The 23,718-nt window shown below is 70.6% G+C and carries 23 protein-coding genes; 9 read left to right on the forward strand and 14 right to left on the reverse strand.

Going from position 1 to position 23,718, the window contains the following annotated elements; translation table 11 throughout:
- Positions 1–47 precede the first annotated feature (47 nt).
- On the forward strand, positions 48–2,714 hold the full coding sequence (locus tag ACLJQF_RS16135; protein ID WP_410609477.1) for a LuxR C-terminal-related transcriptional regulator: 2,667 nt from the start codon (positions 48–50) through the stop codon (positions 2,712–2,714).
- Positions 2,715–2,742: 28 nt separating this feature from the next.
- Here ACLJQF_RS16135 and ACLJQF_RS16140 read toward each other — a convergent pair whose 3' ends face one another.
- The gene (locus ACLJQF_RS16140; RefSeq protein WP_410609479.1) at positions 2,743–4,185 is read right to left on the reverse strand and encodes a hypothetical protein; all 1,443 of its coding nucleotides are present in this window, start codon (positions 4,183–4,185) and stop codon (positions 2,743–2,745) included.
- A 232-nt stretch (positions 4,186–4,417) separates the two neighbouring features.
- Between ACLJQF_RS16140 and ACLJQF_RS16145 the strand changes: the two genes are divergently transcribed.
- From ACLJQF_RS16145 to ACLJQF_RS16155, 3 genes are all read left to right on the forward strand, one after another.
- Complete coding sequence (locus tag ACLJQF_RS16145) at positions 4,418–4,570, forward strand: hypothetical protein (protein ID WP_410609481.1); 153 nt, start codon at positions 4,418–4,420, stop codon at positions 4,568–4,570.
- The gene (locus tag ACLJQF_RS16150; RefSeq protein ID WP_410609483.1) at positions 4,567–4,851 is read left to right on the forward strand and encodes a hypothetical protein; all 285 of its coding nucleotides are present in this window, start codon (positions 4,567–4,569) and stop codon (positions 4,849–4,851) included. The genes ACLJQF_RS16145 and ACLJQF_RS16150 overlap by 4 nt, the downstream gene beginning before the upstream one ends.
- Before the next feature lie 109 nt (positions 4,852–4,960).
- On the forward strand, positions 4,961–6,031 hold the full coding sequence (locus ACLJQF_RS16155) for a class I SAM-dependent methyltransferase (protein WP_410609485.1): 1,071 nt from the start codon (positions 4,961–4,963) through the stop codon (positions 6,029–6,031).
- Between the two features lie 107 nt (positions 6,032–6,138).
- On the opposite strand, the gene ACLJQF_RS16160 is transcribed toward ACLJQF_RS16155, so the two are convergent.
- Positions 6,139–7,191 carry an NlpC/P60 family protein gene (locus tag ACLJQF_RS16160; protein WP_410609487.1) on the reverse strand — a complete coding sequence of 351 codons (1,053 nt, stop codon included), beginning with the start codon at positions 7,189–7,191 and terminating at the stop codon, positions 6,139–6,141.
- A 416-nt stretch (positions 7,192–7,607) separates the two neighbouring features.
- Here ACLJQF_RS16160 and ACLJQF_RS16165 point away from each other — a divergent pair, with 416 nt between their 5' ends.
- Positions 7,608–8,495, forward strand: coding sequence for a hypothetical protein (locus ACLJQF_RS16165; protein ID WP_410609488.1), 888 nt, complete (start codon positions 7,608–7,610; stop codon positions 8,493–8,495).
- Between the two features lie 18 nt (positions 8,496–8,513).
- Positions 8,514–10,802, forward strand: coding sequence for a heavy metal translocating P-type ATPase (locus ACLJQF_RS16170; protein ID WP_410609489.1), 2,289 nt, complete (start codon positions 8,514–8,516; stop codon positions 10,800–10,802).
- A gap of 20 nt (positions 10,803–10,822) precedes the next feature.
- On the opposite strand, the gene ACLJQF_RS16175 is transcribed toward ACLJQF_RS16170, so the two are convergent.
- The 10 genes from ACLJQF_RS16175 to ACLJQF_RS16220 form a co-directional block, all read right to left on the reverse strand.
- Complete coding sequence (locus tag ACLJQF_RS16175; protein WP_410609491.1) at positions 10,823–11,752, reverse strand: M56 family metallopeptidase; 930 nt, start codon at positions 11,750–11,752, stop codon at positions 10,823–10,825.
- Positions 11,749–12,111 (reverse strand): BlaI/MecI/CopY family transcriptional regulator, encoded by a 363-nt coding sequence (locus ACLJQF_RS16180; RefSeq protein ID WP_410609492.1) that lies wholly within the window; start codon positions 12,109–12,111, stop codon positions 11,749–11,751. The genes ACLJQF_RS16175 and ACLJQF_RS16180 overlap by 4 nt, the downstream gene beginning before the upstream one ends.
- Positions 12,112–12,205: 94 nt before the next feature.
- Entirely contained in the window at positions 12,206–12,799 is a 594-nt protein-coding gene (locus ACLJQF_RS16185; protein ID WP_410609494.1) for a DUF305 domain-containing protein, read from the reverse strand.
- Between the two features lie 55 nt (positions 12,800–12,854).
- The gene (locus ACLJQF_RS16190; RefSeq protein ID WP_410609496.1) at positions 12,855–13,262 is read right to left on the reverse strand and encodes a DUF6153 family protein; all 408 of its coding nucleotides are present in this window, start codon (positions 13,260–13,262) and stop codon (positions 12,855–12,857) included.
- Between the two features lie 77 nt (positions 13,263–13,339).
- Entirely contained in the window at positions 13,340–14,779 is a 1,440-nt protein-coding gene (locus ACLJQF_RS16195) for a DUF1996 domain-containing protein (RefSeq protein ID WP_410609497.1), read from the reverse strand.
- Positions 14,780–14,970: 191 nt separating this feature from the next.
- The gene (locus ACLJQF_RS16200; protein ID WP_410609499.1) at positions 14,971–15,129 is read right to left on the reverse strand and encodes a hypothetical protein; all 159 of its coding nucleotides are present in this window, start codon (positions 15,127–15,129) and stop codon (positions 14,971–14,973) included.
- Positions 15,130–15,391: 262 nt separating this feature from the next.
- The gene (locus ACLJQF_RS16205) at positions 15,392–16,225 is read right to left on the reverse strand and encodes an enoyl-CoA hydratase/isomerase family protein (protein ID WP_410609500.1); all 834 of its coding nucleotides are present in this window, start codon (positions 16,223–16,225) and stop codon (positions 15,392–15,394) included.
- Positions 16,222–17,376, reverse strand: coding sequence for a low temperature requirement protein A (locus ACLJQF_RS16210; RefSeq protein WP_410609501.1), 1,155 nt, complete (start codon positions 17,374–17,376; stop codon positions 16,222–16,224). The genes ACLJQF_RS16205 and ACLJQF_RS16210 overlap by 4 nt, the downstream gene beginning before the upstream one ends.
- Before the next feature lie 19 nt (positions 17,377–17,395).
- Positions 17,396–18,247, reverse strand: a complete 852-nt coding sequence (locus ACLJQF_RS16215; protein WP_410609503.1) for an alpha/beta fold hydrolase — start codon at positions 18,245–18,247, stop codon at positions 17,396–17,398.
- Positions 18,248–18,266: 19 nt separating this feature from the next.
- Complete coding sequence (locus ACLJQF_RS16220; RefSeq protein WP_410609504.1) at positions 18,267–19,082, reverse strand: oxidoreductase; 816 nt, start codon at positions 19,080–19,082, stop codon at positions 18,267–18,269.
- A gap of 174 nt (positions 19,083–19,256) precedes the next feature.
- On the opposite strand from ACLJQF_RS16220, the gene ACLJQF_RS16225 reads away from it, so the two are divergent.
- Positions 19,257–19,832 (forward strand): TetR/AcrR family transcriptional regulator, encoded by a 576-nt coding sequence (locus tag ACLJQF_RS16225; RefSeq protein WP_410609506.1) that lies wholly within the window; start codon positions 19,257–19,259, stop codon positions 19,830–19,832.
- A gap of 383 nt (positions 19,833–20,215) precedes the next feature.
- Here the strand turns inward: ACLJQF_RS16225 and ACLJQF_RS16230 are convergent, their stop codons facing one another.
- Complete coding sequence (locus ACLJQF_RS16230) at positions 20,216–21,211, reverse strand: alpha/beta fold hydrolase (protein WP_410609507.1); 996 nt, start codon at positions 21,209–21,211, stop codon at positions 20,216–20,218.
- A 169-nt stretch (positions 21,212–21,380) separates the two neighbouring features.
- On the opposite strand from ACLJQF_RS16230, the gene ACLJQF_RS16235 reads away from it, so the two are divergent.
- Both ACLJQF_RS16235 and ACLJQF_RS16240 read left to right on the forward strand, forming a co-directional pair.
- Positions 21,381–21,959, forward strand: a complete 579-nt coding sequence (locus ACLJQF_RS16235; RefSeq protein WP_410609508.1) for a TetR/AcrR family transcriptional regulator — start codon at positions 21,381–21,383, stop codon at positions 21,957–21,959.
- Positions 21,960–22,302: 343 nt separating this feature from the next.
- Positions 22,303–22,812: a hypothetical protein gene (locus tag ACLJQF_RS16240; RefSeq protein WP_410609510.1), complete on the forward strand. Its 510-nt coding sequence runs from the start codon at positions 22,303–22,305 to the stop codon at positions 22,810–22,812.
- 2 nt (positions 22,813–22,814) lie between these two features.
- Here the strand turns inward: ACLJQF_RS16240 and ACLJQF_RS16245 are convergent, their stop codons facing one another.
- A complete protein-coding gene (locus ACLJQF_RS16245) occupies positions 22,815–23,702 on the reverse strand; it encodes a 1-aminocyclopropane-1-carboxylate deaminase/D-cysteine desulfhydrase (RefSeq protein ID WP_410609512.1) in 888 nt (295 codons plus the stop codon).
- Positions 23,703–23,718: the final 16 nt, after the last annotated feature.

The following is a 23,718-nucleotide window of genomic DNA, read 5'->3' on the forward strand; positions in this document are numbered from 1 at the left end:
TTGATCGGGCCCGGCACGCGGCGAAGCGCAGTGGGATGATTCCGGGTGTGGGAACCGGCGAGGGAGCGGATGCCGGGCCGGTGACCCGGCTCGGTGCGGGCGGAGTGGTGGCCCGGCCGGAGCTGTGGGGCCGGCTGAGCGGGCCGGCCCGGGTGACGATGGTGTCGGCGCCACCTGGCAGCGGCAAGACCGTGTTGCTGCGTTCCTGGATCAGCCAGGCGGGCCTGGCGGAGTGCGCTGCGTGGGTGGCAGCGGGGCGGGATGAGCGGGAACCGCCGGGATTCTGGCTGGCAGTGCTCGACGCGCTTCGCCGGACCAGCCCGGGGGCGGCGCTGGTGCGGGCGCTGACGGCAGCGCCGGACCTGGACGGGTGGGCGATCACGGAGCGGCTGCTGACGGACCTGGTGCCGCTGGCCGAGCGGGTGTGGCTGGTCGTCGATGACGTGCACGAGCTGGGGCCGGACTCGCTGCGGCAACTGGAGCTGCTGATCATGCGCGCCCCGCGGAGCCTGCGGTTCGTGCTCGCCGCGCGGCATGACGTGCGGCTGGGACTGCACCGGCTGCGGCTGGAGGGGGACCTGGCCGAGCTCCGAGCGGGTGATCTTCGGTTCGGCCGGACCGAGACGGCGGAACTGCTCGCCACGGCCGGGGTCGAGCTGCCCGAGCCGGCGGTGGCGGTGCTGCACGAGCGGACCGAGGGGTGGGCGGCGGGGCTGCGGCTGGCCGCGTTGGCGGCGGCCGGGCACCCCGATCCGGCGCGGTTCGCCGCGGAGTTCTCCGGCACCGAGCGGACGGTGGCGGAGTACCTGATGGCCGAGGTGCTGGACCGGCAGCCCGACCCGGTGCGGTGGCTGCTGCTGCGGACTTCCATCCTGGAGCGGGTCAACGGGGAGCTGGCCGACCTGCTGGCCGGGGGCGAGGGCGGCGAGCGGGTGCTGCAGGACCTGGAACGGGCGAACGTGTTCGTCGTGGCACTGGACGCCGCCCGTACGGAGTTCCGCTACCACCAGATGTTCGCCGGGCTGTTGCAGCTGGAGTTGCGGCGCGCCGCGCCGGGCGAGGTCCCCGAGCTGCACCGGGCCGCCGCCGGCTGGCTTGCCGGGCACGGATACCCGGCGGAGGCGGTCCGGCACGCCCAGGCGGCGCGCGACTGGTCCCTGGCCGCCCGGCTGCTGGCCGAGCACTGGTCCGGCTTCTACCTGGACGGGCGGGCCGGCGTCGTGCACCAGCTGCTCGCCGGGTTCCCGGCCGGTCTGCTCACGATGGATGCCGGGCTGGCGGCGGTGGCGGCAGGTGACGAGCTGGCCCGGGGGTCGCTGGATGCGGCCGAGCGGTTGCTGCGCCTGGCCGAGCGGGGCGTGGAGACGGTACCGGACCCCCAGCGCGGCCGGCTGGAGCTCCTGTCCGGGGTCGTCGGCCTGCTGGCCGCCCGCCAGCGCGGGAACCCGCCGGCCGAGGCCGAGGCGGCACAGCGGCTGCAGGCCATGGCCGAGGCTTCGGGGGCGGCGCAGCCTTACCTGGGTGAGGACTTGCGCGCGCTGGCGCTGATCAGCCTCGGCTACGCCCAGGGCTGGACCGGCCACCACGACCAGGCGGAGTACCTGGCGGAGGGGATCGCGCTGGCGCGCCGGATCGGCCGGCCGTACCTCGAGTTCACGGGGCTGGCCCACCAAGCGGCCATCGAAGCTTCACAGTCGTTGGCGCGGGCGGCCGAGTTCAGCAGGCAGGCGATCGAGCTTGCCGACCGGCACGGCTGGTCGGACGAGTCGGCGGCAGGTACCGCCTGCATGATCCTCGGTGCGGTGCTCGCTTGGCAGGGAAGGCCCGGGGAGGCGGAGCCCTGGGTGCAGCGCGCCGAACACATCGTCAGCGCGGAGGCCGACCCCGCGGCCGGGCTGGGGGTCCGTTATGCCCGCGGGTTCGTGGAGCTGGTGCGAGGTCGGGACGGCGACGCGCTGATCGCATTGCGGGACGCCGAACGGCTGGCGGGGCTACTGGCCGCGCCGCACCTGCTGGCTCCGCGGGCGCGGACGTTGCTGCTGCTCGCCCTGGTGCGTCTCGGCGAACCCCAACGCGCCGAGGAGACCCTGGCCGACCTGGAAGAACGCGAGCGAGAGCACGGGGAGGTGCGCATCGCCACCGCCGAACTCCGGCTCGCCCAGGCCGACCCCCACGGGGCGACCGTCGCGCTCGCCCCGGTCCTGGACGGCTCTGCCCGCGTGCACCCGGCCCGGGCCTTCCTGACCCTGGCCTGCACGCTGGAGGCGGCGGCCCGGGACGCTCTCGGCGACCCGGAAGCCGCCGGCCGCGCACTGGAGCGAGCGCTCGACCTCGCCGAGCCCGACACGGCGCTCTCGGCGTTCGTGCTGCATCCGGTTCCCGCCCTCCTGGAGCGCCATGCCCGGCGCGGCACCACGCACGCGGCTCTGATCAGCGAGATCCGCGGCCTGCGCACCGGGCACGAGCCCGCGCCGCGGCCGGGAGGGAGCCCGGCGCCGCTCGAGCCGCTGAGCGACAGCGAACTGCGCGTGCTGCGCTATCTGCCGACCAACCTGACCGCGCCGGAAATCGCGAGCGAACTGCATGTCTCGGTCAACACCGTCAAGACGCACCTGCGCAACCTGTACGCCAAGCTCGCCACCCACCGCCGGGCCGAGACCGTCGCCCGCGCTCGCGACCTGGGCCTGCTCGCACCGCACGCCTTCCGGTCCTGACCTCGGACCTGCCGTCGAAGGCGATCTTTCACGGCCGGATCGACAGCGCGGGGTGGGCGCGGATTCGTTCGGCGAGTTCCTTGGCTTCGCGGGAATTCCGGTAGGGCGGGGTGTCCAGTGTCGCGCAGATGTCGGACAGGCGGGTGGCCAGGTGGGCGACGCCGGTGGTGGCGGACGTGCCGATCACCGGGGCGAGCGCGACGTCGGCGGCGTCCAGTTCCCGTGTGGCCAGGTACCCGTCGGTCAGCTCCAGCCGGGTGGACGCCTCGCCGCCGTAGCGGCGGTTGCGCTGGGCCTGCGTCGGGTACAGGTGCAGTGCGCGCTCGGCGGCTTCGATGGCCAGTGCCGGCTTGCCCACCTGCACCCAGGCGCCGGCGTTGCAGAAGGACTGCCGGGCCTCGTCGAACCCGAATTCGCCGCCGACGATGTCGTGCAGCTCGTCGGGATCGGTGACGTGCTCACGGGCGTGGTGTCCCATGCCGATCACCTTCCGGGTCTCGCGGACGTCGCCGAGGTGGGCCCAGGCGCGGCTTTCGATGTTGCACAGCCGCACGAAACCGGTGCCGTGCCGGAGGTGTTCGCGGCCGTCCGCGGCCAACCGCGCCGCCTCCTGCGGGTTTCCCGACCAGAACGCGATGAGCGCCTGGGTGCCGCGCAGCCACGCTTTGAGTCCATTGTGTCCGATGATCTCGGCGTAGACCCAGGCGGCGCGCGACTGTTCGGCCGCGGCGCTGTGGCAACCCAGCTCCATGCTGGCGTTCGCCAGCAGCCCGCACGTCTGGCCGGCGAGCAGGTAGAGGTGCGACTCCTGAGCCGGGTGGGCGCGCCGGCTCAGCAGCTGGAAGACGCGGTCGCGCACGCGGACGAGCTCGCCGAAGATTTCGGCGGGCTGGGTGCGGATGGAGGTGCGCGCGAGCTCGACGACGTCGTGGTCCAGCTGCTCGAGCGTGATCGCGCCGACCTCGGTGACCTCGGCGAGTTCGGCGTGCGCACCGGAGGCGTGGGCGGCGGCGCGCACCGCGGCGACGCTGAGCGGCCCGGATCCGGGTGCCGGGGGAGCGGTGGCCTCGCCGGCCGGCGGAAGCTGGTCGAGCACGAGCCGCTCCGGCTCGGGCAGCAGCGGCAGTTCGTCGGCGCCCAGCAGGGCGCGCGGGACGGTGCCGTAGACGCGGGCGAGCAGCGTGAGGAAGTGCACCGTGGGGCGGGTGCCCCGCTGCGGCCACGCCTCGTATTCGCTGATCCGTTTCCCGGTCATCGGTGCCCGGCCGTCGCCGAGCAGGTCGTTGCAGCGCGCCGCGACGCCCGTCTGGGACAGGCCGTGGGTGTACCGCCAGGCCTGACGCGGGTTGAACTGCCAGCGGCCGGTCATCTCGGCCGCGATCCGGGCCGGGCTGCAGCCGCCGGCGAGGAGCTGGTGCCGGAGCTGCTCCCGTTCGGGTTTGCTCCCGGGCTTCGATCTGCTGGTTCCCATGACGCCGCTCCGAGACCGAATCCGTGATCACCGCCGACGGTCGGTCACCGTAGCGCATCACGGCTTTCCGCGGCAGCACCGGAAATCACGCGGAAACTCCGGTGAAAACTCCCGTCCGGCGGGAATCCGCCCGGCCGGGCCGGTCGGGAATGCTGGTCCGCTGCACCGAGCCGAGTGGAGGATTCGTGTCCTGTCTCAGCGACACCGCCGGTACCGGCCCGCGGCGGCGGTCATGACCGTGCGCTGGGTCGAAAACGCCCGCGGCGGCGGGGCACCGCGCGATCGTGCCCGGGTGACGCAGGCCGCGCTCGCCCGCACGCCCGCCGCGCCCGGCCGGTCCGCCGGGACCGCCCGGCAAGCCGAGGACGAGCGGGATCGCCGGTGACCGCCATCGATGAGGGGTTGCACGCGCTGATCGCCCGCGGGTTCCGGTTCCAGCACATCGGCGACGACCGGCACGGCGGACCGGCGGTCATCGTGGGCACCTTCGGGTGGCCGGAGTTCAGCGACCGGATCGAGATCCACGGCGAACACGAGGCGTCGGCGGCCCGCACGAGGGCCGGCGCGGCCGAGGAGGCCGTCTGGAGCCAGGGCGGTGACACCTTGTCGGTGATCGCCGCCCTGCTCGGACTGCCACCGCCGCACGAGCCGACGGCGATTGCTTGACGGAGCGGTTCCGGCGTCCTGGTGGCCGGCCATGTCGGGCGTACCGGCACGCAACTTCGTCCGTTCGACGGTGCATGTCCGGGTGGTTCGCGCAGTAGGCTCCGCCCCCATGATCGAGGACGTCGCACCAGCCGATCCGGTCGCCTCGCGCCGCCCGGCTTACCTGAAAGACCTGGCCGGCGGGGTGGATCGGTTCTTCGAGCCGCGCCGTACCAGCTGCCCGTGGTGTGACTCCGCCGCCCTTCGCGGCCGGTTGCGCACGACGGACCTGCTGCTGCACAAGCCGGGCCGGTTCGTGCTCGACGAATGCCGGGATTGTGGGCACGTCTTCCAGAACCCGCGGCTGAACCCGGCCGGGCTCGAGTTCTACTACCGGGACTGCTACGACGGGCTCGGCGAAAAGAACATGACCGGGATGTTCGAGAGCAACCGGGCGGGGTATCGCTCCCGGGTCGAGCTGGCCCGGGACGCCGGCGCGTCGGGTGAGTGGCTCGACGTCGGCATGGGGCACGGGCATTTCTGCAAGGAAGCCGCCGCGGTGCTGCCCGGTGTCGAGTTCGACGGTCTCGATCTCGGTGACGGGGTGGAGCTGGCGCGCCGGGAGGGCTGGATCCGCACCGGCTACCGGGGCTTGTTCGTGGAGGTGGCCGAGGATCTCGCCGGGCGCTACGACGTGGTCAGCATGTACCACTACCTGGAACACACCGCGGAACCCCGGCGAGAGCTGGCGGCGGCGATGACGGTGTTGCGGCCGGGTGGGCTGCTGGCGATCGAGCTGCCCGATCCGGAATGTCGCTGGGCGAAGGTGCTCGGCCGGTGGTGGATGCCCTGGCTGCAACCCCAGCACCTGAACCTGATGCCGCTCGGCAACCTTCGTGCGGAGCTGGCGGCTCGCGGGTTCACGGTGGTCGCCGAGCAACGTGGCGAGCCGCATGCCGCGATCGACGTGGTGGCCGCCTCGATCATGGCGGTCAACGCCTTGACCATCGGCGGGGAGGATCTTCCGTGGCGGGCCGCTCCGCCGGCGCGGTGGCGGCGGATCCTGCGCAAGGCCACGTTCGTCCTGTGCGTGCCGTTGTTCGTGCTCGCCATGACGGCGGACCGGATCAGCGCACCGTTCGGCAAGCGGCGTGGGTGGTCCAACGCGTATCGGGTGGTGGCCCGCCGGGATGCCGCATAGCCCGCCCCTTGCCCGGCATCCGCGGGGACGAACCCGGTGGAGCACAACGGAACCGGAACCGGGGTGGCACCGCGCCCGCGATGCCACCCCGCCGCCGTTCCCGGGTGTCAGGCCGTGGGCCGGGTCGCTCCGGCGTACTGGCTCTGCAACGGTGAGATCTTGACGACGTCGCCGCTGGTCGGCGCGTGCACCATCTTGCCGTCGCCGAGGTACATGCCGATGTGCGACACCGGCGAGTAGTACGCCACCAGGTCGCCCGGCTGCAGCTGATCACGCGGCACCGGCGTGCCGAACTGGGCCTGTGCCGCGGAGTTGCGCGGCAACGTGATGCCGGCCTTGTTGTAGGCCCACAGCAGCAAGCCCGAGCAGTCGAACGTGCTCGGCCCGGTGGCGCCCCAGACGTAGGCGCTGCCGAGCCTGCTCAACGCCGCGTCCACGGCGATCTGCGCGGCCGCCGTCGGGGCCTTGACGACGGGCGCCTTCCCGCCGGTGTCCCGCTGCGCGGCCTTGTCGGCCGCGCTTAGGGTCTTGTCGGCGGCCTTGACCTGCTCGATCTGGTCGTTGAGCGTCTTCTGCTTGGCCTCGATGTCCTGGGTCAGCTTCGCCGCGGCGTCGCGCGCGTCCTGCGCCCGCTTCGCGCCGTCGGACGCCTTGCCGGCGGCATCGGTGGCCTGCCGGACGGCGCCGGTGAGGTTGCCCATCGCGGCGCTCTTGTCCGTGGCGAGCACTTCGAGCGCCGACGAGCGCTCCAGGAAGTCCTGAGTGGACGTGCCGGACAGCAGTGCGGACAGCTTGTTCAGCTGGACGCCGCTGGTGAACGACGCACCGGCGAACCGGTCGACCTCGGCCTGGTACTTCTTCTGGTTCTCGCTCGCCGTGGCGGCCTGGTCCTTCGCCGCCTTGACGTCGCCGGTGGCCTTGTCGAGGTCGGCCTGCTTGGCTTTCAGGTCTTCCTGGGCCTTGAGCAGGTCTTCGTTGAGCTTTTCGGCCTGGGCCGCGAGATCGCGGTACTTGGCCAGTGCGTCCGACCCGGTGGGCGGAGCTTGGAGGAGGGGGACTGGGGCGGCGGTGGCCGTCGGCTGGGCGACGGTGATCACGAAGATCACCGAAGTCGCGGCCAGGACACCTGAAACCACGCGCCTGAGGGGATGCGACTGCACGGTCGCGCGGGTCTCCTTTGCTGGTCGTCCGCCGGTCGGGACCGGGGACGACGAAGCCGGGGGTCCGCTGCTCGTCGTCCCGTCGCGCGTCCGGTCGTGCCACTTTTGCGCAGCTCGAGCCGCACCAGGTGATGCGCGCGGTGTGGTCCCGGTTTCCGGCTTCGGCGACAAAGCCGTACCGGCGGTGATCGCGCGGTGCCGTCCGGTCGACGGCAGCTGCCGCAAGATCTCGGCCAGGTTACGAAAAGATCTTGTTCCTGTCCACCTCATCCGGCGAGAAAATCGTTGCGAGCAAACAAGTCACGCTCTGCTATGGGTGATAGTACTGTCTGCTATGGCTGATAGTAGACTGCCGGCCGGAACAGGGGAGACTCAGCTCACTTGAAACCCATACCCCCTATGGGTACCTTGACTGTATGACCACCACAGCACGGCTCGCCCTGTTCGGCGGAACGCTCGTCCTGCTGGCCGTCGGCGGATTCGCCGCCGGGAACGCGGCTGACCTCGCTCCCGCCGCGACCAGCGAAAACGCCGGCCACGGCGACATGGGCGGCGAGCACGCGGGCATGCCGGCCACGCCGGTGGACGACCTGCCGGGCGGGCTGGCCTCGAGCAAGGACGGCTACACCTTCACACCGGCCGGCCCGGCTCCGGAGCCGGGCCGGTTCTCGTTCACGATCACCGGCCCGGACGGCAAGCCCGTCACCGGTTTCGACGTCGAGCACGAGAAGAAGCTGCACCTGATCGTCGTGCGCCGGGACACCGCGGGCTTTCAGCACGTCCACCCCGAGCTGGCAGCGGACGGCACCTGGAGCGTTCCGCTGGCCCTGCCCGCCGCGGGCTCGTACCGGGCGTTCGCCGACTTCACCACCACCGGCGGCAAGGGAATGACGCTCGGGACCGACCTGTCCGTCGCGGGCAGCTACCAGCCGTCGACCTACGCGCCCAGCCGCACCGCGCAGGTCGACGGCTACACCGTCCGGCTCGCCGGGGACCTGACCGCGGGGAAGACGTCGCCGCTCACGCTGACCGTCAGCCGAGGCGGCGTGCCGGTCACCGACCTGCAGCCCTACCTCGGCGCGTACGGGCACCTGGTCGCGCTGCGCGAAGGCGACCTCGCCTACTTGCACGTCCACCCCGACGGTGCGCCCGGTGACGGCAAGACGGCTCCCGGCCCACAGGTGAAGTTCGCCGCCGAGGTGCCCAGTGCGGGGACCTACCGGCTGTTCCTCGACTTCCGCCACGGCGATGTCGTGCGGACCGCCGAGTTCACCCTGACGACCGCCGACGGCCACGGCCACTGAACTCGAACGGAGACGATCATGCTGAGGACCAGCGCCGCGGTGACCGAGATCGAACTCGCGATCGGTGGCATGACCTGCGCGTCCTGCGCCAACCGCATCGAACGCAAGCTGAACAAGCTTGACGGCGTCACCGCGTCCGTCAACTACGCCACGGAGAAGGCCCGGGTCCACGCCCCCGACGGCGTCGACCCGGCTTCCCTGGTGGCGACGGTCGAGGCCGCCGGATACAGCGCGACCGTGCCCCAGCCGGAGAAACCGGAAAACGACGAGGACACCGAAGAGGATCCGACGCGGTCGTTGCGGCAGCGGCTGATCACCAGCGCGGTGCTCGCCGTGCCGGTGATCCTGCTCGCGATGGTCCCGGCGGTGCAGTTCACGTACTGGCAGTGGATTTCGCTGACGCTGGCCGCGCCGGTGGTCACCTGGGGCGCGTGGCCGTTGCACCGGGCGGCGTGGACGAATCTGCGCCACGGTGCGGCGACCATGGACACGCTGGTGTCGATGGGGGTGCTGGCCGCGTTCACGTGGTCGGTGTGGGCGTTGCTGTTCGGCACGGCCGGGACGCCGGGGATGGTGCACCCGTTCGAGCTGACGATCGCCCCGTCCGATGGCGCGGGCAACATCTACCTCGAGGTCGCCGCGGGCGTCACGATGTTCATCCTGGCCGGCCGCTACTTCGAGGCACGCTCGAAGCGCCGGGCCGGTGCCGCGCTGCGGGCGCTGCTGGAGCTGGGTGCGAAGGAGGTCGCAGTCCTGCGCAACGGCGTCGAGGTCCGGATCCCGACGGCCGAGCTGGCGGTGGGGGACCGGTTCGTCGTGCGGCCGGGCGAGAAGATCGCCACCGACGGCTTGGTCGAGGAAGGCAAGTCCGCGGTGGACGCGTCGATGCTCACCGGCGAGTCGGTGCCGGTCGAGGTCGGCGAAGGCGACCCCGTCACCGGCGCAACGGTCAACGCCGGTGGGCGGCTGGTCGTGCGGGCCACCCGGGTCGGGGCGGACACGCAGCTGGCGCAGATGGCCAAGCTCGTCGAGGACGCCCAGAGCGGCAAGGCGGACGTGCAGCGGCTGGCCGACCGGGTCTCCGGGGTGTTCGTGCCGATCGTGATCGGGCTGGCCGTGGCGACGCTGGGGTTCTGGCTCGGCAGCGGCGTCGGCACGGCGGCGGCGTTCACCGCGGCGGTCGCGGTGCTGATCATCGCCTGCCCGTGCGCGCTCGGTCTGGCCACGCCCACGGCGTTGCTCGTCGGCACCGGCCGCGGTGCTCAGCTCGGGGTGCTGATCAAGGGCCCGGAGGTGCTGGAGTCGACCCGCCGGGTCGACACCGTGGTGCTGGACAAGACCGGCACGGTCACCGCCGGGCGGATGACGCTCACCGCCGTGCACCCGGCCGAGGGCGTCGACGAAGGTGAGCTGCTGCGGCTGGCCGGTGCGCTGGAGGACGCGTCGGAGCACCCGATCGCGGCGGCCATCGCGCGCGGCGCCCGGGAGCGCGTCGAACTGCCTGCGGTCGAGGACTTCACGAACGTGGCAGGACTCGGCGTGCACGGGATCGTCGATGGGCACGCGGTCCTCGTGGGCCGCACGGCGCTGCTGGAGGACTGGAGCCAGCCGCTGCCGGACGATCTCGCCGAGGCGAAGGCCGCGGCGGAGGAGCGCGGGCACACTGCGGTCGCGGTGGCGTGGGACGGCGCGGCGCGGGGCGTGCTGGTGGTCGCCGACACCGTCAAGCCCACCTCGAAAGAGGCGATCGCCCAGCTGCGCGACCTCGGGCTGACACCGGTGCTGCTCACCGGCGACAACACCGCCGTCGCCAAAGCAGTCGCGGCCGAGGTCGGCATCGACGAGGTGATCGCCGAGGTGCTGCCCGCGGACAAGCTCGACGTCGTCAAGCGGCTGCAGGACGAAGGCAAGGTCGTCGCGATGGTCGGTGACGGCGTGAACGACGCCCCCGCTTTGGCTCAGGCCGACCTGGGGCTGGCGATGGGCACCGGCACGGACGTCGCGATCGAGGCCAGTGACATCACCCTGGTGCGCGGCGACCTGCGCGCGGTGGCCGACGCGATCCGGCTGTCGCGGCGGACGTTGCGGACGATCAAGGGCAACCTGTTCTGGGCGTTCGCCTACAACCTGGCGGCGCTGCCGCTGGCCGCGGCGGGACTGCTGAACCCGATGATCGCGGGCGCGGCGATGGCGTTCAGCTCGGTGTTCGTCGTCGGCAACAGCTTGCGGCTGCGTGGTTTCGCCGCCCGGCCCGAGCACCGTACGAGCCGGGCCACCGCACACCGCCTCCGGTCCGCGGAAGCCTGACGGCGGTAGACACCGCGGACTCAGCGGCAGGCGACGAAACCGGTGATCAGCACCAGCGCCACCGCGATCGCGGGGGGTGCGAGGAAGGCGGCGAGCCCGCCGGCGACGGTCATCGACCGCGGGGCCGGCGACGAGCCGGTTTCGAGCCGGCTCAGGCGGATGGCCGTGTCGCCGCCCGCCATGGCGAGGGCGCGCCGGGGCCCGTCCACGGCCCGGATCGACAGGAGTGCCGACCGGAGCGGCTCGCGGCCGCACTGCGCGGCCGCCGCCTGGTCGGCGGCCAGTTCCACGAGCAGCCGCGTCGCCCCGGGCAGCTCGCGCATCAGCGGCACGAACCGCAGCGTCCGGCCCAGGACCTCCGCGCAGCTGGTGAGCAGGTGGTGACGCCCTTGGACGTGGGCGCGCTCGTGCGCCAGCACAGCGCCCAGTTCGCGCTTCGTCAGCCGCGCCGCGAGCCCGTCGCTGGCGACCACCAGCGACCGGCGGCCGCCGAGGCTGTAGGCGATCGGCCGTTCGTCCGGCAGCCACAGGGTGGGCACCGGTCTGGTGTCGCGGGTGCCGGCGAGCCGCAGCGCCGTCAGGTGGCGCTGGTGCAGGACGGCCCGCCGCCGGCGCCGCGCGAGCCAGGTCGTCGCCAGCCGGCCGACGGCGAAGGCCAGGACCAGGACGGCGATCGTCCCGGCGACGGGGTCGAGAGCCGGCAGGTCGTCGTGGTCGGCCGCGGCCCAGCAGTCGTGGAGCAGCCGGAGGACCGCGTCGGCCGGGCCGTGTCCCGGCAGGACGAGGAGCAGCACCCCGGCGACCGTTCCGCCGGCCATCCCGGCGGCGGTGAGCAGCCACCAGGCGATCGCCGTCCTCGGGTCGATCCGCGCGGCGAGCCTGCTCAGCAGCCACGGGGACCACCAGCCGACGGCGAGGGTCCCGAGCAGCAGGGCGGCCGCGAGGATCACCGCTTCTTCGGCTTCCGGCGCAGCGCCCGGCGGAGGACGTCGGATTCCTCTTCGGTGACGGTGCTGACGAAGTGCAGCAGCACGGACTCGCGGTCGTCGACGGAGTCCAGCACCTCCCGCAGGCTCTGCGCGGTCGCTTCCGCCCGCGTGGTGACCGCGCGGTAGCGGTACGCGCGGTTCTCGAGGTCGCGGACGACCCAGCCCTTCCGGTGCAGGTTGTCCAAGACCGTCATCACCGTCGTGTACGCCAGGTGGCGATGCTGGTTCAGCTCGTCGAGCACCTGGCGGACCCGCAGGGGTTCCGCCGCGCCCCAGAGCACGTCCATCACCGACGCTTCGAGCTCGCCCAAACCCAGCATGGCACCTCCGGTGGGCAGGATACTTCCCGCGGCGCGGCCGGCCGGAGATCGGCTGGTCGCCGGGGCAGCCGTCCGCTGCCCCGGCGACCGGCGATCAGCTCTGCGTGAGCAGCCCCTGCATCTCGGTGATTTCCGCCTGCTGGGCATCGATGATCTTCCGGGCGAGCGCCTTGGCATCGGCGTTGCCGCCCTCGGCCAGCTCGGACTTGGCCATGTCGATGGCGCCCTGGTGGTGCTTGATCATCATGCCGAGCCACATCTTGTCGAACTCAATGCCCTTGGCGGCCTCGAGCTGCTTCATGTCGTCGCCGGACATCATGCCGGCCATGTCGTGGTCCATGCCCGGCATCGACGGCGCCGTCGATGCGGCGCCCCAGCTCGTCAGCCAGCCCTGCAGCTGCTTGATCTCGGGGCCCTGGGCCTTTTCGATCCGGCTCGCGAGGTCGAGCACCTTCGGGTTCGTGCTGCGCGACGGGACGAGCTTCGCCATGTCGAGCGCCTGGCTGTGGTGCGGGATCATCTGCTGGGCGAAGGTGACGTCGCCGGCGTTGTGCCCGGCGGCCGCTTGGGCCGACGAAGGCGCCGGTGAGCCGGAGTTCATCCCGGGCATGGGGTCGGTGCTGCCGCAGGCGCCGAGCAGGGCGGCGGAGACCAGCACGAGGCCCGGGATGGTGAGGTTTTTGCGCATGACAAATCTTTCTCTGTGAATGTGCGTGATTCGACGGTCGGGTGAACCCGGTCGATCACGTGCGCAGAACGCACAGAGAAGTCAGGATGCCGCGGCCGCCTCGGTCCGGCGGGCGGCCGCGGCTCGGTGAGCCACGGGAGTCGGCTGTCCGGGAGAAGGTCGTGGTCAACCACGAGATACCCAGGAACAGGACAACGGTCAGCAGAAGTGCGCCGGCCGCGCACAGCACGGCCAGGCAGAGGTGGAGGATGTCGTGCAGGCCGTCCGGCATGCCCGGCTCGTGGTCGCCGGCGCCGGCCGCCGGCGGGGAGCCGACCCCCGGCGGACCGGCCACGGACATGGCGTGCATCGCCGTGCCACCGGCGGCGTTCGCCATCCCGACGTGGTGCATCGCGACGACACCCACGGCGAGCGCGCACAGCAGGAGAACCTGCTGCACCTTGCCGAGCCGGTTCGCCGTCACGACGCCACCGTATCAGTCGCGTACTACCCGCTATAGTATCCGCGTGGGCCCGCCGTTCGCGGGCCCACGCGGAACGGTCACTGTGAGCAGCGCTTGCCGCTGTTGATGCAGCGGACCACCTGGTTCATCAGGCGCTGGCCCATGACGTTGGCGAAGTCGTCGTGGTCCGAACGCGGGTCGTGGTTCTCCTGTTCGAAGGCGTCCACTTTGTACTGGCCGGTGACCTGCACGTCCCGGGGGATGTCGTAGGTCAGCGTGATCCGCAGCTGCGGGACGTTCTCGAAGCCCTGCGGGCAGCGGCCCTGCCGGTCGGAGAACACGATGTGCGAGCGGTGGTTGGCGCTGTCGATGTTCTTGCCGTCCCAGCAGTTCGGGAACGCGTGGACGCGCTTGACCTTGCTGCCCTCGGGGCAGATCGGGTACTTGTCGATCAGCCGGTCCTCGAACCCGCTGCACGTCCAGCTCGGCCGGGCGTTGGCCGGCCCGTTCGTGCTCTGCTTGGCGTCGCCGTAGAGGATCCGCAGGAACTGCGGCATCGCCACGACCCGGCGGGCGCCACCGCTGGTGAACGTCAGGTCGGCCCGCTCGACGCGCTGGATCTCGCCTTCGTTGTCGCCGATCTCGTTGTCCTCGTTGACGCCCGGCAGTTCGGCGGGCTTGCCGTTGCTGTTGCCGCCGCCGTTGTCGAGGCCCCCTTGGCCGTTCTTCTTCAGGGCGCAGGCCGCGAGGCCACCGAGGTCCGCCGGCTTCGTTCCGGTCCGGCCGACGGCGATGGCGATGCGGTCGAGGGTCGCCTTCCGCTTGTCGCCGAGCGGGTTCAGCACGGCGTTGCGGACGTCCTGTTCGGACTTGAGATCCCCGCCCGCGATCCGCGCGTTCGCCTCCTTGACCTGGGTGTCGAGCAGGTCGAGGTTGCGCTCGACCTCGGCGTCGGCCTGGTCGGGGACGTCGGCGAGCTTGCTGGCGACGTCGGGGCAGTCGACCTGCGTCCCGGCCTTCTCCTGTTTCGCCTGCTCGCGATCGCGGGAGACGTCTTTGGCGGGCGGGTTTTCGTCGTCGGACTCGGTGTCGATGCGCACGACCGGCCAGAAGTACGTCGACTTGTCCCCGTTCTTGCAGGTGGTACCGGCTTTCGCGAGGCTCTCGTTGGTGGAGTCGGCGTTGGTCGAAAGGTTGCCGACGTAGTCGTGCAGGTGCTCGGCGCCGTTGCGGACACCGGGCTGAGCGATGAAGTTGTCGGGGTTGAAGTGCTGGTTCTCGTTGCGGCCGCAGTCCACGGTGAACGTTCCGCGGGCGCCTTGGCGTTGCAGTGCCTGGTTGACGTTCGTGCCCTGGGGGACCTTCGTGATGTCGACGAAGAACGACTTGTCCACTTCGGACGCTCCGGCGGTGCCGGTGCCGCCGCTGGTGGCCGCGACGACCAAGGCACCGGCGGCCAGGGCCAGGCCGATGCCGAGCGTGGCGATCTTGGTGCGGCGGGTGATGCGATGGCGGCCCGTGGCGGGGTTTCGGGGCATGGAGTTTGTTCACCTCGTTCGGGTTTTCCGGGCGCGGCAAGGTAAGCGCGGCCCGGGCAGCAACCGGCGACACGTCCGGTCCGGACGTGCGGGACCCGGGGAGCGGCCGGAAGTCCGGACCTCCGGCCGCTGGTCCCGACGTAGGCAAAAACGGGCAATTCGGACGAGCGGTTCACATCGGCAGGGCGGCGTTACGGTTTCGTTACCAACTGCTCGATGGGCTCACGCGCGAGGAAGAAGTAGGCGTAGCGCTCGTCGAGCTCGTTGCGCGGCACGAGGTGGACGGCCTTCGGGACGAACCCGCACCGCTGGCTGAGCTGCCAGAACTCGTCGATCGGGTAGGTGGTCATCTCGGCGAGCCCGCGGCGGTACGCGCGGCGGCGGGACCGGGTGCGCCAGCGTCCGTCGGAGTACTTGATCTGGATCAGGGCCAGCCCGCCCGGGGCGAGGACTTCGTGGGCGATGCGCAGCAGGCGTTCCCCGTACTCCGGCGACGGGACCAGCTCGAAGACGTAGCAGGACAGGAAGACATCGCACGTGCCTTCGATGCGCGGGATCGCGGACTCCGGAGCCGCGACGTCGATCGCGATCGGCAGGTGCGCTGCCGGGGCGCTAGGCCTGCTGGTTGATGACGCCGGAGTAGTAGCCGAGGTTTTGTTCGATCTCGTCGAGGCCGATTTCGTCGATGGCCTTGAGGAGCCGTGGTACGCGGGCCTGGAATCCCGGCCAGGTGACCGATTCGGCGAATTCCGCCCAGGACGCGCGCAGGTCGGCCACCGGCGGCAGGGTCGATCGGTTGATCTGGGCCTTGGCGCCCAGGACGGATGCCTTGTCGAACGAGGCGATGCGTGCTGCGACGTCGTTGACGAGGTCGTCGAGTTCGGCGTCGGGGACGGCGCGGGTGACCCAGCCGTACTTTTCGGCGCGTTCGGCGTCGTAGTCCTCGCTGGTGAGGATCGCTTCGAGGGCGCGGTCGCGGCCGAGGAGGCGGGCCAGGCGGTCGCTGCCTCCGCCGCCGGGGACGATGCCGATCGAGACTTCGGGCTGGCTGAAGACGGCCTTTTCGCGGCTGGCGTAGCGCAGGTCGAAGGCGAGGGTGATTTCGTCGCCGCCGCCCCGGGTGCGGCCGCGGATGGCGGCGATGCTGATGAACGGGGCGCTGGTCAGGCGGGTGACGAGGTCGACCCAGGTCGGTGTGCCGTCCGCGGCGTTCAGGGCCAGGAGTTCGGGCACTTCGGCGAGGTCGGCGTGGTTGAAGAAGTATCCGGGGGTGCCGCTGTCGAAGATGACGACCTGGACTTCCTTGTCCTGGCTGAGCTCGTCGACGACGTCGAGCAGCTGGGTGACGGTGGCCGCGCCGACGACGTTGACCGGCGGGTTGGTGAAGGTGACCCGGCGGATCTTGGGTGCCACGGTCGTGATGCTGAACATGCCGTGCTCGGTCATGGGGTGCTCCTGGTGTGCTGGAAGGGAAAGGTGTGCGGTCGCAGGTGTTCGAAGGCGACCAGGGCGATGACGATCGCGGCGGCGGTGGCGGCGGCCAGGTACGCCGGCAGTGCGGGGGTGCTCAGGCCACCGGCGAGCAGTGCGAGCAGTGCGATGGCTCGTGACCAGCGCAGGTCGTCGAACAGGGTTGCGCCGTGCCAGGTTTGGGTGGCGATGTAGACGGCGGGCCCGCCGAACAGCAGCAGGTTCGTGGTGGTGCCGGCGTGCTCCGCGGGGTGGGCGATGACGCGTTCGTCGGCCACGGCGGCGGCGATCATCCCGGCGACGGAGATCAGGAGGCTGAGGACGCCGCTGCGGCCGGCGCGGATCGGGTCGTCGGTCTGCCGGTAGTGGCGCACGACGCGCTCGGAGCGGCTGAAGAACAGCCAGAACAAGGCGATCGTGCCGGCCAATGCCACGCTGCTGGTCAGCAGGGTCATCGGTGCGTAGGGCGCGGTGGTGAGCGCGGTGCCGGTGGTCAGGATCGTCTCGCCGAACGCGATGATCATGAACAGGCGGCCGCGTTCGAGCAGGTGTCCGCCCGCGAAGGTGACGTCCCGGGAGTCCAGCCTGCGGCCGGGCAGGGGATGCGCCGTCCAGGTGCCGGCCAGTTCGACCACGGTCGCCGCGGCCCACCACGCGAGCCGCGCGCCGCCACCGGCCGCCGCGCCGATCAGCCACCACGGTGCGGCCGCGGCGAACCAGATCAGGACGCGGACGAAATGCTCCTGGTTGACCCGATCGAGACCGACGGTGAGCAGCCACACCGCCCGGCCGAGGTGGATCAGCAGGAAGGTGGTGACGAAGACCCACCCGGCGTCGTCGAAGGCGCGCGGGATGGTGGCGTTCATGAACAGCCCCACGAACATCACCGCCAGCAGCATCCGCCGGGTCCGCGGGTCCTCGGCCGGGACCAGGGTGGCCGCCCAGGTGGTGTACGCCCAGGCCGCGTAGACCGCGAGGTACAGCACGAGTGTCTGCGCCGCGCCGGTCCACGTCGGGTGGGCCAGCAGCTGGTGTGAGAGCTGGCCGATCGCGAAGACGAAGACCAGGTCGAAGAACAACTCCAGTGGCGTGACCTCCCGGCGCGCCGGATCGCTGGTCGATTCCACAATCGCTCCTGTTTTGGAGTCAGCCGGCGAGGAAGTGCGTCACCTGGGTGGCGAAGTCCTTGGCGTGCTGGAAAAGGAAGGCGTGGCCGGCATCGCTGTAGATGACGAGGGTGGCGTCGGCCAGGTGCTGGGTGGCGACGTAAGCGCTGAGGGCGGGGATCATCGCGTCGCGCATGCCGGTGGCGTAGAGGACGGGCTGGGTGATGGTTTCCAGGTCCGCTCGCGTCTGGTCGAACGGGATCCCCGCGCTCTTTCCTATGGCGGTGAATTGATTCGCGCCCGCGGCCTCGGACACTTCGGGCCGCCCGGTGGCCAGCCGGCCGGCGACCCTGGCGAGGTAGGCGTGCCCGGCGGCGCGGCCGGTGTCGGTGTCGGGAAAGAACAGGTACACCAGGTCGTCCCCGCTGACCTCGGGCCGGCCCAGGATGGCTCGGACCTTCGGATCCGGCGCCGGGGCGCCCGGTACCTGGCCGTCCAGGTTGCTGGCCGCCAGGATCAGTTTGCGGACCAGTTCGGGCCGGCGGCGGCTGAGGTACTGGGCGACGATGCCGCCCAGGGTCCAGCCGAGCAGGTCCACTTGCGACAGTCCGAGCGCCTCGATGAACTCGAGGGCACCGTCGGCGAATCCCTCGACGGAGTCACGCGGGGTCCCGGTGCTGTAGCCGACTCCGATGTCGTCGAACACGATCACGTCATGCTCGGCGGCCAGGTGCTCCAGCAGTTCCGGGTCCCACCAGTCGATGGTGCCCCGGAACCGGTTCAGCAGGACCAGCGGGACGCCGCCGCGCGGCCCGAAGCGCCGGTAGGTGAACGTCGCGGAAGGTCCGTCGACAGTCAGGTTTTCGGCCGTGTCGGCCAGGTAGGTGCTCATCACAGAAGCCTTTCCGGGGTCAGGCGGGCAGGCCGTTGAGCTTGCGGATCTGCCGGTCGAAGATCCGCGACGGGACCAGGCGGCGCATGGTGAAGACGCGTCCGGTCTGGGCGCCGGCGGGGTAGCGCAGCTTCGGCTTGGCGTCGGTCGCGGCCGCGACGACGGCCTTGGCGACGGTGGCGGGGTCGTCGCCGTCCTTGACCGCCTTGGCCATCTGCTGTTCGAAGGCTCGCCGGTGTTCGGCGTAGACCGGCAGCGGCTGGTCGGGCTGGGTGGCGTTGGCTTCGAAGGAGGTGTTGGTCCACGCGGGTTCGACGAGCAGGACCCGGACGCCGTATTCGCGGACTTCGTGGTCGAGGGATTCGGAGTAGCCCTCGATGGCGTGCTTGGACGCGGCGTAGGCGGCCATGTACGGCATCGGGATGAACCCGACGATGGAGGAGATGTTGACGATCCGCCCGCGGCCCTGGGCGCGCATGTGCGGCAGGACGGCCTTGGTCATCCGGAGGACGCCGAAGACGTTGATGTCGAAGACGCGCTGGTCCTGGGCGAGGGAGCTTTCCTCGGCGGCGCCGCCGGAGCCGAAGCCGGCGTTGTTGACCAGGACGTCGATCCGGCCGGATCGCTTGATGACCTGTCCGACCGCGGTGGTGACCGAGTCGTCGTCGGCGACGTCGAGGTCGATGAACGTCACGCCGCGCAGGGGAGCGGCTTTCGCGGCGTTGCGGCTGGTGCCGACCACGTCGTAGCCGGCGTCGACCAGGGCGAGGGCCGTGGCCTTGCCGATGCCGGAGGACGCGCCCGTCACGAGGGCTACCGGCTTGTTCGTCGTCATCGTGGGCTCCTGACTTCAGTGGTTGGCGTTCGCTCTCGAACGCTCTGCCGCTAACAGTATCATCGCTGTATCAGTTGTCAAGTTAGTTGAACCAAGTCTGAGTCAATTAACTGGATACTGGTAGCTCTTACGTATCCTTTACCGGGGGAGCTGTGGACGAGAGAGGAGACGAGCATGGGCCGAGCACTGCGGGCAGATGCGGAGCGCAGTGTCCGCGCGATCCTGAAGGCAGCCGAGCGAGTGCTCGCCGACGACGCCGGCACCTCGATGGGGCAGATCGCCGAGGCTGCCGGGGTGACCCGGATCACGGTGCACCGCCGGTTCGCGAACCGGCAGGCACTCCTGGACGCACTGGCGGTCTCGGCGATACACCAGCTGGCCGAGGCCATCGAGACGGCCCGGCCGGGCTCTGCGCCCGCGCTCGTTGCGCTGTATCGGGTGGCCGCGAACGTCCTGCGGGTCAAGAGCGCCTGGCGGTTCAGCCTCACCCACTCCACGCCCCACAGCGACGACGCCGCCGCCATCTGGGCCGACATCAACGCCGGCACCCTGGAACTTCTGGCCCGGGCGCAGCGCGAGGGGCTCCTCGACCCGGCCACGGACCTGGAGTGGACGCGGCAGGTGTACTACGCCCTGCTCAGCGAAGCCCTCAACCGGCCCGGCGAGAAGCAGGACTCCACGGAGGACCCGGACGCCCTGGCTATCCTCGTCATCGACACGTTGCTGCACGGCGGAGGACCGCACGGCTGAGCCGGGACGGTGGCCGGATGGGGGTGGTGGCTCTGTCGTGGCGTTCCGGCGATTCGGCGGCGGGGCCGGAGCTTCTAGTCCCGCGAGGTGCTGATCAGGCCGACCGCGCCGACCAACGACCGCCAGGCGTTGTCACGGGGCGTAGCAGCCGCCTGCCACGCGGTCCTCGGCGTCCACCGCGTGGTTGCTGGTGTAGATCGACACGCGCGGACCGAACAGGACGTTGTGGTGGCTGGGCTGTCGCCGTGTCGTCGAGGGGAGACAGGGCACGGCGACAGCCCTGGTCTTGGAGCAGGGCTGTCGCGGTGATGGGTAGTTCGCGAACGCGTCGGCTGCTGGTCGGCGCCTGTCGGCGTCGGCCAGCGTCCGACGGCGCAGGCTGGTCAGCGGTCGAGGAAGGTGTTCACTTCGGTGCCGAACTTGACGGCGTACTGGAAGAGGAACCCGTGGCCGGCGTCCGGGTAGATGGAGAGCTGGGCGTTGGGCAGGTTCTTGGCCATCAGCCGGGAGTTCGCGGGCGGCATCAGGATGTCGCCGTCGCCGTCGGCGACCAGGACGGGCTGGAAGAGCGCATTGAGGCGCACCAGCTTGGACTTGTCGGGGATGCCCCACTCGGACATCGCGGTGAGTTGCGCGTCGCGGGTGGCGAGGCTGGCGGGGGCGTCGTGGCCGGTGGTGCGCTGCCCGAGGCGCTGCAGGAAGGCGGTGCCCGCGGCCTGGCTGGAGGCGGTGTTCTTGAAGAACAGGAAGAGGAAGTCGGCGGGACCGGGGTTGTCCGCCAGGGCGCTCTGGAGCACCTTGGGGTCGGACGCCCGCTGGTCCACCCCGCCCTGCGGGCCGGTCCCGGCGAGGACGACGCGACGGACCTGCCAGGGGCGGCGCAGGGCGACCTCCTGGGCGACCTGGCCGCCGAGCGAGAAGCCGAGCAGGTCGTAACGGGGCAGCTTGAGCGCGTCGATGAAGGCGATGGCGTCCAGGCTCATCTGCTGGATGGTGCCGGGGGTGGTCCCGGTGGAGCCGCCGACGCCGACGTTGTCCACGAGGATGACTTCGCGCCGGGCGGCGATGGTGTCGATCAGCTGGGGGTCCCAGTTGTCCAGGGTGCCGCGGTAGTGCTGGAAGAAGACCAGAGGAACGCCGGCGGTGGCGGGGTGGCCGAAGCGGCGGTACTGGTAGGTGACGCCGGTGGCGGCGGTGACGCGCAGGTTGGGCGCGGTGGCGGCGCTCACGGTGTTCTTCGTTTGGGCGACGGCGTTGCCGCTGCTCACGGCGGTCGCCGCGCTCGGTGCCGCACCGGCGACGGCCGCGGCGATCGACATCGCGGCCAGCGCCACGACGGTGCGCCGGGAGAAGCCGGCGCGAAGTTTGGTTGAAGGCATGGCAATTCCTTGGATCGAGCCAGGATTCCCGGCGTACGCTGATCTGTTTCAGAAACGTATCACCTAGTCTGACTATCGGCAACAGGCAAGTATCAGATAGGCGGGTACACGTACCGTTGACGTATCCTCTGTGCGGGGCGACTGGTAGCGAACAAGACAGGAGACAGTCATGGGCCGAGCACTGCGGGCGGATGCCGAGCGCAGTGTGCGCGCGATCCTGGAGGCGGCGGAGCGGGTCCTCGCCGAGGACGCCGGCGCCTCGATGGAGCAAATCGCCGAAGCGGCGGGGCTGACCAGGATCACCGTGCACCGCCGGTTCGCGAGCCGGCAGGCGCTCCTGGAGGCACTCGCCGTCTCGGCGAAGCAGCAACTCATCGACGCGATCGAGGAAGCCAGGCCGGACTCCGCCCCCGCGCTCGTGGCGCTGTACCGGGTGACGGCGAACGTGATGCGGGTCAAGAGCACCTGGCGCTTCACCCTCAGCCACGCCACGGCCCACACCAGCGCCGCGGCGGCTCTCTGGGCGGAAATCGACGGCCACACCGTCCGGCTCCTGAACCGGGCGCAGCACGAGGGACTCCTTGCCCCGGACGCGGACCTGGAGTGGACCCGGCAGGTGTACTACGCCCTCCTCAGCGAAGCCCTCAACCGGCCCGGCGCCGACCAGGACCCCGCGGCACAGGACCCGGACGCACTGGCCGAACTCGTCATCGACACCCTCCTCCACGGCGCTGCCCCTCGCGGCTGAACCACATTCGCGCGCTCGCGGCGGCCAACTGCGAAGCCGTCCGGCCTCCGTATCTGGATCGCGGTATTTGAGCAGGTCGACGTTGACGCCGGGCGCCTGGATCGACAAACCCTGCTGACCGCCGTCTCCGCCGTCTCCGCCGCCCCGAGGGCGCGCAGTTGATCATCGCGACGAGCCACACCGCACAGTCACGACAGCGCGGACCGGCTCGACACCGCGCGATCGCGGGAAACAGCGTGCCTTTGCGCTGCGGCACAAGGTAACGAGCGGCGCCGTCGTCGACGAAGTCCTCGGCGGCTCCGTTCAGGCTCCGGCGGTGGCTGAGGTCCGGAGGTTGTCGGGGGTGGTTCCGGTCCAGGTGCGGAAGGCCCCTGGCTGCCAACAACTATCTAAACGACCTGAACAGTCACCGATTGTATTGTTGTTATTCTTCAAGTCCGAGGCAGGGACCGACCTGTCCGGAATTTGGCACAGTCAGTACAAGTACCCGAGTTCCGGCCGTCGCAAGGTGCTCACTGGGGCGCACTACGTCGTGCTGCGTGCGCACGGCGGCCGGCTGGCTGGGCAGAGTCTGCCCCATTCGACCGGCTCGTGCCTGCGGCTGGAGCTGAGCAGGGATATGGCGGTCGCCACCGGCACGTGGCGTGAGGAAACTTCACCGACCGGTTATTACAAAGGAGCCTCGTACCACGGCACGCTACAGATGGTGATTGATCCGGCGGGGCGCCGGATGAGCGGGATGTGGCTCGGGTTCGGGCGGGACTTCGCCATCAACAGCGGCGAATGGCGTCTGGAGCGGTGTGAGACCGACACCTCACCGGCCACCCGGCAGGCCTACCACGGCAAGGCGTAGCGCTAGCTCAACACCGCGATGATCCTGGTACCTGGCGGGAAGTCGCCTGCTTCTGTTCGGGCGAAGATTCCGTACATCATCTTCGCCTCGTAGACCCAGTCGAGGGTGACGCCGTGGCGTTCGGTGAAGTCGATGACGAAGTCGTCGAGCACCGTGTTGCGTTTCGCGTAGCCGCCGAAATGGAAGCCGAGGTCGACTGTCCAGTTCGTGGTGGCCGTTCCGTATGCCTCCCGTTGAAGCCGGCGGACCTCCTCTTCCAGGAACTGTGCGCCTTTGAGGACTGCGAAGCTGAGCGCTCGTTGTGGACCGGACAGGCCGGATGCGATGCCGGCGAGCGTGCCGCCCGTCCCGGTGGCGCAGCAGATGACGTCGAATTCCGTGGTGATCTCGTCGACCAGTTCGGCGGTGCCTCGTACCGCCAGGCCGTTGCTGCCGCCTTCGGGCAGGACGTAGTAGGGGCCGAACTGCCGGGCGAGGGCCGCGAGTACATCGGGCTCGGTCTTGCGGCGATACGTCGTCCGGTCCAGGTAGGTCAGGGTCATGCCGCATTCAGCAGCGTAGGCAAGGGAGTCGTTGAGTGGCTTGTGCTCTTCACCTCGGATGACGCCGACCGTGTCAAAGCCCCATCGCCGCCCGGCGGCGGCTGTTGCGCGGATGTGGTTCGAGTACGCGCCGCCGAAGGTCAGGAGCCTGGTGCAGCCCTGTTCCTGGGCGGTCTGGAGGTTGTAGCGAAGCTTGCGCCATTTGTTGCCGGGTATTTCCGGGTTGATGAGGTCGTCCCGCTTGAGCTGGAGGTGGACGCCGTGGCGTTCGAGCCGCTCGTCCGGCAGCTCGTGAAGCGGTGACGGCAAGCGAGGAAGATCGGTCGTTCCGTCTTCGCTCCAGCTCACGATGGTCAGCTTAGGG

The organism is Amycolatopsis sp. lyj-109, from assembly GCF_046548995.1.
Classification (GTDB): domain Bacteria; phylum Actinomycetota; class Actinomycetes; order Mycobacteriales; family Pseudonocardiaceae; genus Amycolatopsis.

Bases quoted from the DNA above. Each gene is read 5' to 3' on its own strand.
- ACLJQF_RS16170 (WP_410609489.1), top strand. From the start codon at position 8,514: ATGCTGAGGACCAGCGCCGCGGTGACCGAGATCGAACTCGCGATCGGT.
- ACLJQF_RS16155 (WP_410609485.1), top strand. From the start codon at position 4,961: ATGATCGAGGACGTCGCACCAGCCGATCCGGTCGCCTCGCGCCGCCCG.
- ACLJQF_RS16200 (WP_410609499.1), bottom strand. From the start codon at position 15,129: ATGACCACCTACCCGATCGACGAGTTCTGGCAGCTCAGCCAGCGGTGC.
- ACLJQF_RS16195 (WP_410609497.1), bottom strand. From the start codon at position 14,779: ATGCCCCGAAACCCCGCCACGGGCCGCCATCGCATCACCCGCCGCACC.
- ACLJQF_RS16230 (WP_410609507.1), bottom strand. From the start codon at position 21,211: ATGCCTTCAACCAAACTTCGCGCCGGCTTCTCCCGGCGCACCGTCGTG.
- ACLJQF_RS16225 (WP_410609506.1), top strand. From the start codon at position 19,257: ATGGGCCGAGCACTGCGGGCAGATGCGGAGCGCAGTGTCCGCGCGATC.
- ACLJQF_RS16215 (WP_410609503.1), bottom strand. From the start codon at position 18,247: ATGAGCACCTACCTGGCCGACACGGCCGAAAACCTGACTGTCGACGGA.
- ACLJQF_RS16205 (WP_410609500.1), bottom strand. From the start codon at position 16,225: ATGACCGAGCACGGCATGTTCAGCATCACGACCGTGGCACCCAAGATC.
- ACLJQF_RS16145 (WP_410609481.1), top strand. From the start codon at position 4,418: ATGACCGTGCGCTGGGTCGAAAACGCCCGCGGCGGCGGGGCACCGCGC.
- ACLJQF_RS16140 (WP_410609479.1), bottom strand. From the start codon at position 4,185: ATGGGAACCAGCAGATCGAAGCCCGGGAGCAAACCCGAACGGGAGCAG.
- ACLJQF_RS16220 (WP_410609504.1), bottom strand. From the start codon at position 19,082: ATGACGACGAACAAGCCGGTAGCCCTCGTGACGGGCGCGTCCTCCGGC.
- ACLJQF_RS16185 (WP_410609494.1), bottom strand. From the start codon at position 12,799: ATGCGCAAAAACCTCACCATCCCGGGCCTCGTGCTGGTCTCCGCCGCC.
- ACLJQF_RS16180 (WP_410609492.1), bottom strand. From the start codon at position 12,111: ATGCTGGGTTTGGGCGAGCTCGAAGCGTCGGTGATGGACGTGCTCTGG.
- ACLJQF_RS16165 (WP_410609488.1), top strand. From the start codon at position 7,608: ATGACCACCACAGCACGGCTCGCCCTGTTCGGCGGAACGCTCGTCCTG.
- ACLJQF_RS16235 (WP_410609508.1), top strand. From the start codon at position 21,381: ATGGGCCGAGCACTGCGGGCGGATGCCGAGCGCAGTGTGCGCGCGATC.